This is a genomic window from Opitutaceae bacterium TAV5 (assembly GCA_000242935.3).
Lineage (GTDB): Bacteria > Verrucomicrobiota > Verrucomicrobiia > Opitutales > Opitutaceae > Geminisphaera.
In genome coordinates this window covers 1,141,196-1,155,252 of record CP007053.1, presented here as the reverse complement: position 1 = coordinate 1,155,252, position 14,057 = coordinate 1,141,196, and the positions used below count along the sequence as shown (strand labels likewise).

11 protein-coding genes and 1 tRNA gene are annotated in these 14,057 nt (G+C 66.3%); 3 read left to right on the top strand and 9 right to left on the bottom strand.

The annotated features are described in order from the left end of the window. Window positions 1–7: 7 nt before the first annotated feature. Window positions 8–631 carry a hypothetical protein gene (locus tag OPIT5_05415; GenBank protein AHF94104.1) on the bottom strand — a complete coding sequence of 208 codons (624 nt, stop codon included), beginning with the start codon at window positions 629–631 and terminating at the stop codon, window positions 8–10. A gap of 17 nt (window positions 632–648) precedes the next feature. Continuing rightward, on the bottom strand, window positions 649–4,533 hold the full coding sequence (locus OPIT5_05410) for an N-formylglutamate amidohydrolase (protein ID AHF89750.1): 3,885 nt from the start codon (window positions 4,531–4,533) through the stop codon (window positions 649–651). A 10-nt stretch (window positions 4,534–4,543) separates the two neighbouring features. Between OPIT5_05410 and OPIT5_05405 the strand changes: the two genes are divergently transcribed. Beyond that, a complete protein-coding gene (locus OPIT5_05405) occupies window positions 4,544–5,758 on the top strand; it encodes a SpoOJ/ParA/ParB/repB family protein (GenBank protein AHF89749.1) in 1,215 nt (404 codons plus the stop codon). A 203-nt stretch (window positions 5,759–5,961) separates the two neighbouring features. On the opposite strand, the gene OPIT5_05400 is transcribed toward OPIT5_05405, so the two are convergent. The 4 genes from OPIT5_05400 to OPIT5_05385 all read right to left on the bottom strand — a co-directional run bounded on the left by OPIT5_05400 (window position 5,962) and on the right by OPIT5_05385 (window position 8,495). Then, window positions 5,962–6,037 (bottom strand) — tRNA-Phe (locus tag OPIT5_05400). Window positions 6,038–6,089: 52 nt separating this feature from the next. After that, window positions 6,090–6,752, bottom strand: a complete 663-nt coding sequence (locus tag OPIT5_05395) for a DNA/pantothenate metabolism flavoprotein (protein AHF89748.1) — start codon at window positions 6,750–6,752, stop codon at window positions 6,090–6,092. A 152-nt stretch (window positions 6,753–6,904) separates the two neighbouring features. Next, window positions 6,905–7,663, bottom strand: coding sequence for a phosphopantothenoylcysteine decarboxylase (locus OPIT5_05390; protein AHF89747.1), 759 nt, complete (start codon window positions 7,661–7,663; stop codon window positions 6,905–6,907). Window positions 7,664–7,685: 22 nt separating this feature from the next. After that, complete coding sequence (locus OPIT5_05385) at window positions 7,686–8,495, bottom strand: 3-methyl-2-oxobutanoate hydroxymethyltransferase (GenBank protein ID AHF89746.1); 810 nt, start codon at window positions 8,493–8,495, stop codon at window positions 7,686–7,688. Window positions 8,496–8,683: 188 nt separating this feature from the next. Between OPIT5_05385 and OPIT5_05380 the strand changes: the two genes are divergently transcribed. Next, entirely contained in the window at window positions 8,684–9,334 is a 651-nt protein-coding gene (locus tag OPIT5_05380) for an OmpA/MotB (protein ID AHF89745.1), read from the top strand. Between the two features lie 309 nt (window positions 9,335–9,643). Beyond that, window positions 9,644–10,726, top strand: coding sequence for an oxidoreductase (locus OPIT5_05375; protein ID AHF89744.1), 1,083 nt, complete (start codon window positions 9,644–9,646; stop codon window positions 10,724–10,726). Window positions 10,727–10,861: 135 nt separating this feature from the next. Here OPIT5_05375 and OPIT5_05370 read toward each other — a convergent pair whose 3' ends face one another. The 3 genes from OPIT5_05370 to OPIT5_05360 all read right to left on the bottom strand — a co-directional run bounded on the left by OPIT5_05370 (window position 10,862) and on the right by OPIT5_05360 (window position 13,956). Continuing rightward, window positions 10,862–11,707 carry a protein tyrosine phosphatase gene (locus tag OPIT5_05370; protein ID AHF89743.1) on the bottom strand — a complete coding sequence of 282 codons (846 nt, stop codon included), beginning with the start codon at window positions 11,705–11,707 and terminating at the stop codon, window positions 10,862–10,864. A gap of 70 nt (window positions 11,708–11,777) precedes the next feature. Further along, window positions 11,778–13,058, bottom strand: a complete 1,281-nt coding sequence (locus tag OPIT5_05365; protein AHF89742.1) for a histidine kinase — start codon at window positions 13,056–13,058, stop codon at window positions 11,778–11,780. Between the two features lie 160 nt (window positions 13,059–13,218). Then, window positions 13,219–13,956 carry an ArsR family transcriptional regulator gene (locus tag OPIT5_05360; protein AHF89741.1) on the bottom strand — a complete coding sequence of 246 codons (738 nt, stop codon included), beginning with the start codon at window positions 13,954–13,956 and terminating at the stop codon, window positions 13,219–13,221. Between the last annotated feature and the right edge of the window lie 101 nt (window positions 13,957–14,057).

The following is a 14,057-nucleotide window of genomic DNA, read 5'->3' as shown; positions in this document are numbered from 1 at the left end:
TCCTGCGTCATACCTGTGACCCGGGCTTGCGCCGGGCGGCGGCAAAGGCCAGGCCGGCCAGTCCCGCCAGCGCCGCGAAGGCGAACGGCTCGGGAACGGCGGAGCCTGCGGCGGTCTTGAGGAGGCCGTTCGCGACGTCGAGGATGCCGACAAGAACATCGCCGGTCGTGAGCTGGCCGAGATCCGTTGTCAGGATGCTTTGTATGCTGGCGGGCGTGGTCCACAATGCGCTGCTCGTCACGCTCCATTCGGTGGCGCTGGCGATGTCGCCGGAATTGAAGATCCAGTAGCTGAGCTGCGTGCTTGTTTCGGAAAGAATAGCACTCGCAGAAAAATAGCCGTCAATGCCGTCATAACCGCCGTCTCCGATGGCCGAACTCGCCAGCAGGGTGAAATGATCCAGAAGGTAGGTCAGGTCGGTTCCGTGTTCGCCGAAGTCCGTATTTTCGGAAAAAATACCGAGATAAATGAGGGAGCCTTCCGGCATCGCGTTTCCGGAGGAGTCGACGATCATGACGGTTTCGGCAGAGTTTCCCCAGAAGACGTTGATTTGGGCCTGCGCGGAAAGAGCGTAAAGGAGACCGGCAAGTAACAGGCCTGTTTTCAGAAAAAAGAAGGCGGATGTTTTCATGTGTAGTTATTTTTGTGTTACTGAATGTCGGGCCGGTTCCAGAAGAAGCCGGAGAGATCGGGCTGGCGCGTGATGATGATCGCCGCGCCGGCAGGGATCAGGGCGCCGGAGGCGTCGATGGAAACGTTGTCTGCCCGGCGCCAGCCCTGAAGTCCGGCTGCGGTCGATCTTACATAATAGACCTGAAAAGAGGCTCCGTCCCACACGGCGACGGTGTCGGCCGTGACCGTCGCCCCCGCTTTCAGGCCGGTTTCCGGAGAGCCGGTGAACAGGCCGGATTCGGCCAGCGTGATGTCGCGGGCAGCCAGGGCCGATATGAGGTTGAATCCGGGTTCGATCCGCACGGAAAACGGTTCGTGACGAATTTCGCCGACATAGCGGAGATGCAGGGCCGTGGAGCCGCGACGAGTGAAAAACACGCCTTGGTCGGGGTAGATGACGACGCCCGATTCGTTTACAGAAACATTGGCCGCATTGCGCCAACCCTGGCCGGTGGAAGTTTCTCTGTAATAGAAAACATTATACGAGCTGCCTGACCAGAGGCTGACCAGGTCGGCATTCAGGATGGAGCCGCGGCTCAGGCCGGGAGGATTGTCGGCTCCGAAAAGATTGGCGAGTGTCCAGTGTTCACGAATCCGGTAAATGCTGCCGGCGAGGTCCGCATTTCCGAGGTCGCCGTCAAGGGTGAGGGTATGCTCCGCGCCCGATGTGGCGACGATGTCGGCGATCATTCCGCGGGCGGGACCGGTGACCAGCTCGAGATAATGGGTGGAGTAACGGGATCCGGGGGCGGAGTTGTAGCTGTTATCGGACCAGCCGGCGGTGTCGTCGGTCAGAAGGGTGAGACCATCTCGCACCGTGATGGCGGAGATGCGGCCGCTGGCCGAGACCGGCTTGGCCAGCGAAATGGCGTTGTAAGCCCAGGACTCCGCCTGCCCGGGAAGCGGAGCGGGGACAGAAAACGACATCATGCCGGCCGGGGTGGTGGCCACGCTGGCGGTGGTCGTCCCGGATACGGCGACGACCACGCGGAGGAAGCGGCGGGGGAGGCTGCCGGCGGAGACGCTGTCGGTGACGACAACCCGGCCGCCGGATTCGGTCACGGAGGCGCCGGCTGCAAGCACCTGCCAGTCTGTATCCGAAGAGGTACGACGGGCGAGAGGCGTCCAGGGGCCGGCCGCGTCGGCGGAGGCCTCGACTGTCCAGGAAAGATCGGAGGCCGTGGTCTCGCGCAGGAAGCGCAGGCGCAGGCGGTCGTTTTCCAGCCAGACCTTGTAACCGGGAAGGGGAGTCGCCCGGACTGGGTCGCCGCCGAGCGCGTAACGGAGCAGCGGGGAGAGGTCGCCATCGGCGGGTTCCACGGACGGCAGGGAGGTGGTGTCCGGATACTTTTCGGCAAGCCATCCGGCCCAGGTCTGGCGGCCGGTGGCGAGGGCGGGGATGCCGGTTGCGGGGAGGGCGTGGTCGTAGAGCCGGATGTCGCGCAAGGTGCCGGCGAGGAAGCTGGTGGAGTTGCCCGACGCCGGCCTCCAGCCAAACCAGGCCAGTTCGTCCGGGGAAAGCCGGCCGGAGCGACCGGTGGCGGTGCGCATGAGTTGGCCGTCGATGTAGACGCGGGCCGAACCGTCCGCCGCAACGGCGAGGGCGTAGTGGCGCCAGACGCCGTCCTGCCACGTTTGCGGGCTGGTGAGGGGCACGTCGAGGGCGTTGGCGGAGAGGCCGCCCAGGCTGGTGCGGAGCGAGACGGTGCCGTTGGCGACGTTGGTGGTGGCGAGGTAGAGATGGAGCGAGCCGGATTCTCCGCGGGTGCCGTACGAAAAGAGGTTTTTGCTGCTGATCGTGCCGCCGGCATCGAGACGGAAGTGAAAGGCGAGGGTAAAGGCGCCGTCGGGATCGAGGGTGAAGCGGGGCAGGGCGAGGGTGTCGTCGACGCCGTCGAAGACGATGGCGGGCGAGTCGTCTCCGTCGGTTGCGGACGGGACGGGGCCGTTCGAGGAGGGGCCGTTGGCGGGCAGGGTGGTGGCGTGGCGGCGGTAGTCGGAACTGTCGGGCGCGATGTTGCCGTCGAGATCGCCGCGCAGCCAGAGGGCGAGGCCGGCGGGGCGGTCGTCGTCGAGCAGGCGGACGCTGGCGGACGAGGGATGGCCGGCGAGGCCTGCGGAAGGGGTGCCGATCGAGAGGACGAGGGTCTTGTCCGGTTCCGCGCGGCCGTCGTTGACGAGCGGCACGGTGACATCGACGCTGTCCGCCCCGGCGGGGAAGACGGCCGTGGCGGGAGGATCCTCGTAATCGGTGCCGGTGATGGCGGTGCCGGACCAGGCGAGAGGCACGGTGAGGGTGTCGTCGGTCCGGGTGCGGGTGAGGCGGAAGGTGACGGCGCCGGCCGGTTCGGCGACAGAGCCGGCGGGCGACGAGACTCGTACGATCTGGCTGAGGCCGTCGCTCAGGGTGAGCACCAGCGGGGTGAGATCGGCGCTCTGGGTGGCGCTCGGCGCGAGGGCGATTTCGAGGGTGCGGTCGCCGAATACGGGGCCGGCGGCAGCGGGCGCGAGGGTGAGGGTGGCGGTGTCCTCGTCGGCGGGGAAATAGAGCGTGGAGACCGAGGCGGTGTAGTCGCCGCCCGCGCCCCGGACGGCGGTGCCGCCGAAAGAGAGCGCGAGCGTGCTGGAGAGGCCGAGATAGCCGGTGCGCCTGACGGTGAGCGCGAGGCTGCCGCCGCCGCGAACGAGCAGGCTGTTGGCAGGGGGCGTGATGCGGGCGAGGGAAATCGTGCCGAGGTCGAATCCGTAGTTGTACCAGAGATACGGCTGGAGGACGTTGGCGAAGCGGGAGGCGAAGGTGGCGCGGGTGGAGGCGGAGCTGCGGACGCCGTAGTGGGTCTCGATCTGCACGCCGTTGACGGTGCTGTTGTCGAGGAGGCAGGTATGGCTGCGGACGATGTAGCCGCCGTCGAAGAAAAGCTCGTCGCCGATGACGGGGTACTGGGGTGAGGGCCAGGCGGGAACGCTGCGCAGGTTGAAGAGATCCCCGAGGCTGCGCTCGCCGCGGATCAGGTCGGAAAACGGCACGCCGGGCCGCAGGAGCGCCAGCGTGCGGAAGGTGCTCATCCAGGCGTAGCCGGGATTGTTGAGCACGGCATCGGTCCGGTTGAGCTGGCTGGCGCCGAGGGCATAGCCGAGTTCGAGGCGACCGATGGTGTGTCCGTGGCCGTGGATATCCATGACGTGGCCGAATCCGTATGCGGATTCGGCGGAGGCGCGGGCGGCGGCGATGAAGTTGTGAAACTCGTTCCAGGCCTGCTCCGCCGGGGCGTTGCCCTGGGCGCCCTCGACGATGTCGCGGTTGGGGTCGAGCTTGGTGCGGTTGAGGTGGGAGATGACGAGATGCGGGTAGCGGCCGGTGCGGGCTACGATCTCGTCGTAGCAGGCGATGGCGAGCTCGCGGGTGTTGGTGTCGGTGACCAGGGTGCCCCAGGTGCGGTCGGGAATCTCCGCCGGAGTACGGTCGCCTCCGTGACCGGTGGTGAGAATCAGGGGGAGATTGCCGGCGCGGTACTCGATGTAGTTCTGGCGCCCGTAGTAAGTCCCGCCGGCCTCGTAGGGCTGGGCGGCGAGCGTCAGCCCTGTGAAAAGGAAAGCGGACAGGCGCAGGAGGTGAAGCGGGAGTGGCATGTCTGGAGGCGGGTGAAGCGGAAAAGTGAGAAACGCAGGAAAATGGCCGGCCCCTGCCGGGGAGAGATTCTCCGCGGGCGGCTTTTGACCGACCCGTGAAAACCAGCACCGGATGTGCCGGCGGGATGGCGTGAGGCTACGCCACGGGCAGAGGGGAGGAGCCGCCCGGCGGAGGGGAGAACGGCGGGGGACGTCGCTCCGCTTGACGGTGGCGGCGGCGGGCGTTTGCATCACCGGTTTTATGCGTATCCGTGCTTTTCAGGGTCTCGTCCCGCTCCCGCAACATGTCGAAGAAGTGGCCTGCGTCCCGTACGACGTCGTCAACGCCGCCGAGGCCGCCGCGCTCGCCGCCGGCAAGCCGCGCAGCCTGCTCCATGTCGACCGCGCCGAGATCGACCTGCCCGCCGGCACGGATCCGTACAGCGACGCCGTTTACGCAAAGGCCCGCGAAAACTTTCTCAAACTCCAGGCGGATGGCGTGCTCGTCCGCGAAAAGGGTCCCGCCGTTTACATCTATCAGCAGCAAATGGGTGAGCACGTGCAACGCGGCGTCGTCGCACTCTGCAACGTCGAGGATTACGACGCCGAACTCATCAGGAAGCACGAGAAGACCCGCAAGGACAAGGAGGACGACCGGACAAAACTGATCGACACGCTCGGCGCCAACACCGGCCCGGTGTTCCTCACCTACCGCGACGAGGCCGCCGTCACGGCGATCGTCGATGCCACCGTGAAGACGAAGCCGGTCTACGATTTCACCGCGCCCGACGGCATCCGGCACACCGTCTGGCGGATCGAGGGCGGGGCGGATGTCGTGCAGGCCTTTGCGGCCGTGCCGCTCACCTACATCGCCGATGGCCATCACCGCGCCGCCAGTGCGGCGCGCGTGGCCCGGCTGCGGCGCGAACGCAACCCGCAGCACACCGGCGCCGAGGATTACAACGGGTTCCTCTGCGTGCTGTTCCCGGCCAGCGAACTGAAGATCTTGCCCTACAACCGCATCGTCGCCGACCTGAACGGACGCATGCCGGAGGCGTTTCTCGCCGAGGTGAAGGCGACCTTCGGGCTCGAGGAGGGCGCCGCGCCGTCGCCGGATGCGGTGGGCAAGGTGAGCATGTATCTGGGCGGAAAGTGGTACGGGCTGCGTTGCGCCGCCGCGCCGGATGCGGACCCGGTGTCGCGTCTCGATGTGAGCGTGCTCCAGGACAGGCTGCTCGCGCCGCTGCTCGGGATCGACGATCCGCGCACGAGCAAGCGCGTCGATTTTGTCGGCGGCATCCGCGGCACGGGTGAACTCGTGAAACGCGTCGATGCCGAAGGCGGGGTGGCGTTTTCGATGTATCCGGTGACGATCGACCAGCTTATGGACATCGCCGACGCCGGCCAGATCATGCCGCCGAAAAGCACCTGGTTCGAGCCGAAGCTGCGCTCGGGGCTGGTGACGCACACGTTCTGAGAGGGAGGGCGAGGTCTGCAAGCCGATGGAGCGGCGGCATTCGTGCCGCTGCGACGAGACGCGGCAGCGTCTCGCCCCTTCAAGGGTGCCACACCACCAATCCGGCGACGCTTCGCGTCGTCAGCAGCGGCACGAATGCCGCCGCTCCGTGCAACAAAAACCCGCGTCCGTTTTCCGGAAACGCGGGTTTTTTCGTAAAAGAGTGGTGGCAAGACTCGGAATCGAACCGAGGACACGGTGATTTTCAGTCACCTGCTCTACCAACTGAGCTATCTTGCCAAGGGAAAGGCGGTCCAGCAAAGGGTCTCCCGGAAGGGCGTCAACGGGAATTTTACCGGGATTTTCGACCGGCGTGCCGCTCCAGTTCACGGTCAATCCACCCGGCGAGGGCGGCCTGCCCGGCGAGCGTCTCGGGCGGGGTGCGGGCGTTGCGCCAGGCATGGAAGGGGCGGGCGGCGCCCTGGCCGAGCGTGGCGGTGTCGTTGTGGATGACAGCGTCGACCGTGCCCGCCGCAAAGAGCCGGGCGACGGCCTGCGCCTGGGCGGCCTCGTCGGCGCCGGCGGTGAGCTTGAATCCGATCACGAAGAGCGGGCGGCCGCCGGGAGGCGCGTAGCTGCGGAGCTCGGGGAGGAGCTTGGGCGTGGGGACGAGACGGAGGATCATCTCGTCGGCGCGCGAGGTGAGTTTGCCCGCCTCCACGGTGTCGGGCCGGTAGTCGGAGACGGCGGCGCACTGGATGACGGCGTCGCAGTCGCCGGCGCCGAGCAGGGCGCGCAGGCGGGCGCGCAGGTCGGCGGTGGAGCCGAAGCGGCGCGTGTCGGCGACGGTGCGCGGCAGCACGGCGCCCTCGCCGTGGAGCAGCGTCACGGCATGGCCGCGGGCGGCGAGCGCATCGGCGAGGGCGGCGCCGGTCGCCCCGCTGCTGATGTTGGACACAAAACGCACCGCATCGATCGGCTCGCGCGTGGCTCCGGAGGTGACGAGGATTTTCACGAGGTGGTGGTTTGAAGTTGGTAGTTTGAAGTTTGAAACTGGTAGTTGGCAGTTTGTAGTTGGTAATTGGTTACGAATTGCGCTGGCGGTTGATGACCAACTTCAAATTTCCAACTTCCAACTTCAAACTCTCCCGGCCCGCGCGGGCCGGCTCACGCAATATGCCGGGGGTCGCGGGCCGGAGCGGTCGGCGAGAAATGCACCTGGATCTGCGTGACGATTTCGTCCGGTTCGAGCAGGCGGCCGGGGCCTTCCTCGCCGCAGGCGAGCGCGCCGGTGCCGGTGCCGAGGACGCGCGCGCCGAGATCGGCGAGCTTGCGCAGCGAGGCCTGGGTAATGCGATTCTGATACATGACGACATTCATCGCCGGCGCGATCCACCACGGTTTTTTGCGGATTTCCCACGCGAGAAAGAGCGGGCCGATGGCGTCGTCGGCGAGGCCGGCGGCGAGGCGGTTGATGGTGTTGGCCGTGGCCGGGCAGACAATCGCGAGGTCGGCCCAGCGGGCGAGATCGATATGATCCATGGCGCGGCCGGGCTGCCAGAAATCGCTGTAAACGGGTTGCCCGGTGAGCCCTTCGAGCGTGGCATTGCCCACGAACTGCAGCGCGGCGGGCGTGGCCACCGTGCGCACTTCGTAGCCGGCCTGCACGAGTTTGGAGATGGCGAAGCAGGCCTTGTAGCAGGCGATGGAGCCGGTGAGGGCGAAGAGGATGCGCGACTTGCGCTTTTCGGGCGCAGCCGGGACGGCGGCTGCCGTGGCTGCGGTCCCGGGAGCATTGGCAGCTCCGGGAGCGACGGCCGCAAACGGGCTGGCGGTAAACGGACTGGCCGTGGCCGGCGAGGCGGCGGCAGGGCGCGGCGCGGAGGCGGTGGCGGACGGGAACGGGGAGCTGGTTCGCGTATTCATGCGGAGGGATGGGTGGGTGGTGTCAGTGATAACTTTCGGTATCGGAGGGAAAACTACGGTCGCCGACGGCGGCGGCAAAGGCGGCGAGCCCGGCGGCAACCACCTGGCCACCTTGCGCGAAGGGGCGGACGAACTTTGGCCGGAAGCCGGGCGTGAGCCCGAGCAGGTCGTGAAACACCAGCACCTGGCCGTCGGTGTCGGGCCCGGCGCCGATGCCGATGGTCGGGATGGCGAGGGCGGCGGTGATCTCGCGGCCGAGCGCGGCGGGCACGCACTCGAGGACGAGGCCGAAGCAGCCGGCGGCCTCCACGGCACGGGCCTGGCGGAGCAGGTCGGCGCCGGCGGCGCCGCCGCGGCCCTGGACCTTGTAGCCGCCCATGGCGTTGACGGATTGCGGAGTGAGCCCGAGGTGGCCGATCACCGGCACGCCGGATTGCACGAGGTGGCGGATCACGTCCTCGTGACCGTCCACGCCCTCGATCTTGACGGCGTGAGCGCCGGAGCGGAGCAGGAGGGCGGCGCAGTCCACGGCAGCCGGGATTCCCTTGCAGGCGGCCAGAAACGGGAAATCGGCGATCAGCAGCTTTTGAGCGCCCGGCCCATCCGGCCCGCCGAGCCCGCGGGCGACGGCGGCCGTGTGGCGAGCGATGATTTCGGGTGTGGCGGAGAAGGTGGTGGCTTCGCCGTCGACCACGCCTGCCACGCTGTCACCCACGAGCACACAATCGACCGGCGAGTCGGCGACGAGGCGGGCCTCCCAGTGGGTGTAGGCGGTGGACATGGTAATGGGAGCGCCGCCCTTGCGGGCCTTGAAATCGAGGACGGATTTCATATGAAACGCCTACGTTCGCATATTTATCCGGTTCTGCCAATAGCCGGTTATTCGCCAATTGATGGCGGTTTCGGGGTGACGGGAGGAGCGGGACTCGAAAAATGCCCAAATGTGCCTGTCCGGTTGCGAGGTGCGCGGAGCATGGTATTTTCTGCAACCTTCTTAAATAGCTTGTCCACCCTCGGGCTGTGCCCATTAACGTCATCCCCATCTTTTTCTTTCCCGCCATGAACGTTCTCCTCCGCAAGGCTCTTTTTATCGCTGCTGGCTCTGCCGTGCTTTTCGCGGCAGGCTGCAAGAAAAAACCGGTTCGCCCCGATCCGGGCTCCACTGTTCTCGGCCAGGGGGTGGGAACATCGTCCGGATTGAACAGCGGAAACGGCTACCTCAATCCGACCGATATTTCCGGTGGCCCGCTGACGCCGTACAATCCGTCTTCACAAGTAGCAGATACGGGTTCCCTGCTCACCGACAACCCGAACACCTTTGCCCCCGGCGGCGAGATCCGCGGCCAGTTCCAGCCGGTCTATTTCGCCTTTGACCAGTCGGCGATCCGCGCCGAGGAGCGCGGCAAGGTCCAGGCCGCCAAGCAGCACCTCGACGCCAACCCCAACGACCGTGTTCTCCTCGAAGGCCGTTGCGACTGGCGCGGCACGGCCGAGTACAATCTCGGCCTCGGCGACCGTCGCGCGTCTTCCGTCCGCCAGTATCTCCAGGATCTCGGCGTGTCTCCTTCCCGCATCGAAGTGATCTCGAAAGGCGATCTCGAGGCCGTCGAGAATGCCGACGCCGCCACCGCGGCGCAGGATCGCCGCGTCGATATCGTGATCCTGAAATAATTCCCTGCCATTTCATTCCCGCCCGGGGTTATCCCGCAGGCGGTGCAAAAGCCCCGGAACCGGGTTTCCCGATCCGGGGCTTTTTGTTGATACGAATCGGAGAGAGCCCACGAAACACACGAAAGGACACGAAAAAAATACGAAGAAATCCGGCTGCCTGATTTTCGTGTCTTTTCGTGTGTTTCGTGGGCTCCCCCTCCGCGCCCGGTCCGGGTTCGTGTGCCATTCCGGTGAGACTGTTTGCAGGCGGGGGTTGCTCGCGCCTTTTTCGCCCTCGACGTTTGCTGGAGGTGAAACTTTTTTCGCACCATGTCCCACCAGAAATCCGATGGCATGAACTACGCTCCCCAAGGCAAACCGAGTCCGGTCGTCAAGGCCGGTGAATTTGTCTTTGCGGCGGCTCACCTCGATCACGGTCATATCAACGGCCAGTGCAACGGCCTCAGCGAGGCCGGCGGCGTGCTGAAATGGATCTACGATCCCGATGCCAAAAAGGTGGAGGACCTGCGTGCCCGCTTCCCGCAGGCGAAGGCGGCGCGCTCGCTCGACGAGATTCTCGACGACCCCGAGGTGAAGCTCGTGGCCGCCGCCGCGGTGCCCAACGTCCGCGGGCCGATCGGCTGCCGCGTCATGGAGGCGGGCAAGGACTATTTTACGGACAAGACACCGTTCACCACGCTCGACCAGCTCGACCAGGCCAAGGCCACCGTCGCCCGCACCGGCCGCAAGTACGCCGTGTATTTCAGCGAGCGTCTGCACGTCGAGTCGGCCATGTACGCCACCGACCTGGTGCAGCAGGGGGTGATCGGCCGCGTCATCCAGGTGATCGGCCTCGGCCCGCATCGCCTGAACAAGGCGAGCCGTCCCGACTGGTTTTTCAAAAAGGAGCAGTACGGCGGCATCCTGTGCGACATCGGCAGCCACCAGTTCGAGCAATTTCTGACCTTCACGGGCGCGACGGATGCGACCGTGACCAATGCGGCGGTGGGCAACTACGCCAACCCCGACAAGCCCGAGCTTGAGGACTTCGGCGAGGCCAACCTCGTCGGCGACAACGGCGCCACCAATTATATCCGCGTGGACTGGTTTACACCCGACGGTCTCGGCACCTGGGGCGACGGCCGCATGACGATTCTCGGGACGGAGGGCTACATCGAGTTGCGCAAGTACCTCGATGTGGGGCGCGAGAAGACGGGGGATCATGTCTATCTCGTGGACGGGAAGGGCGAGCATCACCTGCAGGTGGCGGGCAAGGTCGGATTCCGTTTCTTCGGCGAGCTGATCCTCGATGTGCTCAACCGCACCGAGAAGGCGATGACGCAGCGTCACACCTTCAAGGCGGCCGAGCTTTGCCTGCGCGCCCAGGCGGCGGCGCGGTGGCTGACGCGGTAGCAGCGGGACCCGCCGTGCCCGTAGCCGTAGCGTAGCTGCGAACTTACGTTCGCAGCTACAGGGGTCGCTGTGCGGCGTCGCGGCGGCGGTATGATGGAGCGGCGCAGGCGTCTACGTCGTTTCCTTCCGGCTACGCTACGCCGGCTCGGTGAATTTCTCCCGGAGCAGGCGCACTTCGGTTTCGCCGACGCCGAGGACGGTTTCCAGAAATGTCGCGAACGTGCCGTGCCGTTGCGTGATGGAGTCGCGGAGCGCGCGCAGGTATTCGGGCCGGGCGGACAGGAGGTCGCGCGCGACCTGCGGTTTCACCTCCACGCCGTCGAGGAGTCCGGGGATGTTCATGTCGTCGGCGAGGGCGGCGCGGCAGGTGTTGGTGAGCAGGTAATCGGCGAGGATGGCTTCGTCGGGCACGCCGAGAGCGGAGAGCAGCAGCGCGGCGCCAATGCCGGTGCGATCCTTGCCCACCGTGCAGTGAAACAGCAGCGCCCGGTCTTCGGGCAAGGCGAGGAGGTGTTCGAAAAAGGGCCGGTAGCGGGCCGCCAGCGAACCGGTGCTCGCGTAAAACGCCTCCATGAAGGGCACGCCGGAATCGGCGGTGGCGAGCTGGCGCGCCCATGCGTCAGGGCTGTCGTGTCCGGCGGAGCAAAGCGTGATCGCGATCGCGTCGCCGGGCAGGCGGTCGGGGGCATGGGCCGCTTCGTCGGCCTCGCGAAAATCGAGAACGGTGAGAATGCGGCGGGCGGCGAGTTCGGCGACATCCGCATCGGAGAGGCGGTCGATGAGGCCGGCGCGGTAAATCCGCCGGCTGCGCACGCGGCGTCCGTCGCCGGCGGGCAAACCTCCGAGATCGCGGAAATTGATCGCGCCCTCGAGGGGCACGATCCGGCCGAGAGCATCTTCGGGCAACAGACCGGAGGCGAGGGCGACGGCTGGCGAGACGGGCAGGGAGGACGACGAGGGATGGCTTGCGGTGGCGGACATGGTGGCCCATGGCAACGGAAAGGGCCGGGGATGTCCAACATCGGGTTTCGGGCAGGGGGCGGGGGGCTGCTCAGGACGGGCGTGAGGAGACGGGGAGTGTGAAGAAAAACGCGGTGCCGCGTCCCTGGGTGCTTTCGACCCGCACGCGTCCGCCGTGGAGTTGCACGATGTGCTTCACGATCGAGAGGCCGAGGCCCGTGCCGCCGGTGTCGCGCCCCCGGCCTTTGTCCACGCGATAAAACCGTTCGAAGAGATGCGGCAGATCGGCGGAGGGAATGCCGGGGCCGTTGTCGCGGACGCAGACCTCCACTTCGGATCCCTTGAGCTGCAAGGTGATGTCGATGCGGCTGCCGGCCGGCGTGTAGTTGAGGGCGTTGTCGAGGAGGTTGTGAAAAACGAGCGAGAGTTTGAGCGGATCGAACGCCAGCGGCAGGGGCGCGGAGCCGGGCGAGAAATGCAATTCGTGGCGGGCGGCGGCGGGACGCGAACGGTAATCGTCGAGGATGCCCTGGACGAGGCGGACGAGATCGGCGGGCTCGCGCTGCAGGCCGGCCTTGCCGGATTCGAGGCGGGAGAGCGTCAGCAGGTCCTCGATGATCGAGTTGAGCCGGTCGGTGTGGCGCTGGATGGTGAGCAGAAACTTGTCGCGCTGCGCGGCGGGCAGTTCGCCGCCGCTTTCGATGATCGTCTCGACGTAGCCCTTGATGACGCTGAGCGGGGTGCGGAGCTCGTGGGAGACGTTGGCGACAAAATCCTTGCGCACGGCCTCGAGGCGTTTTTGCCGGGTGATGTTGTGCAGGACGAAAAGCACGCAGGGCGGCTGGCCGATGTGGAGGTCGGGGATGACGGTGCCGGTGACCTCCAGCCAGGTGACGGCGGCGGAGGTGTCGTCGGCAAACTCGATTTCTTCCTGCGGGCGGGCGCCGTCGCGGCGGACGGCCTCGACGTAGCGGAGGAAGGCGGCGTTGTGGACAACGGTTTCCAGGCGGCGGTGCAGGATGGCGTCGGCGCGGGGGAAGATGGCGCCGAGGGCCTTGTTGGCGAGGAGGACGGTGTTGGCGGCGTCGATGACGAGGACGGCTTCCTGAAGGCTGCCGAGGGTGGCTTCGAGCTGGGCAAGCTGGCCGACACGCTGCCGGTCGAGGCGAGCAATGTCGGCAATGAGATGGTTGGCGGCCTCGCAGAGGCTGCGCCAGGCGGTATCCGTGCGGGTGGGCAGGTTTTCCTGGAGGAGCGGCTGGCGCTGGAGGATGGCCATGTGCAGGGCGCTCAGGGCACGCCGATGCGCCAGCAGCCGCAGGAGGGTGACGGCGAGGACGAGCGAGAGGAGGATGAGAGCGAGCCAGATCATCGGATGCGGCGCGAGGCACCGCCGGTTCAGGGTTAGGAGTTCAGGGTTCGGTACCCGGGGTTCGGGGCGGAGGGCGGGGCGGATGTGGCGTTTGGCATTCCGGCACTCTGAACGCTAAACTCCACAAACGCCAAACCCTGAACCCTGCATGGTCGCGCGCTCAGCGCGCCGCCATGCGGTAGCCGACGCCGCGGATGGTTTCGATGAGGTCGGCATGCTCGCCGAGTTTTTCGCGGAGACGGCGGACGTGGGTGTCGACGGTGCGGGTTTCGATTTCGGTTTCGTAATTCCAGACGTTGATGAGGAGGTGTTCGCGGGTCTGCACCCGGCCGCGCCGCTCCATGAGGAGTTGCAGGAGCTTGAATTCGGTGGCGGTGAGATCGACGGGCTGGCCGGAGATGGCGACTTCGTGCCGCTCGGTGTCGAGGGTGATGTCTCCGGCGCGCAGGAGGCGGGAGGAGGCGGCGGCATCGCCGGCGGGGGCGATCGCGGCGTCGCCGACGCGGCGGAGGATGGTCTGCACGCGCAGGACGACTTCCTTCGTGGAAAAGGGTTTGCAGATGTAGTCGTCGGCCCCTGTCTCCAGCCCCTGGATGCGGTCGCCCTCTTCGGCCTTGGCGGTGAGGAACATGACGGGCACCTTGCCGAGCCAGGGATCGGCGCGGAGCAGGCGGCAGAGCTGGATGCCGCTGAGATCGGGCATCATCACGTCGAGGATGACGAGGTCGGGCCGGAAAGTGCGGGCAAAGCCGAGGCTGAGATTGGGATCGTTGAGCGTTTCGACGACAAATCCCTTGGCCCGGAGGTGGAAGGCGAGCAGTTCGGTGACGTCGGGCTCGTCGTCGACGACGAGGATTTTTTGTGATGCTGGTGACGTTTGCGGGACGGATTCCGACATGGACTTTGGTGGATCAAGTTATGCGGAGCACGCGGATTGCCGAGTGTAAAGCCGGGCTGTTTCCGGATTGTAACAATCTTGCAGGAGCAGGGGAGAGCAGA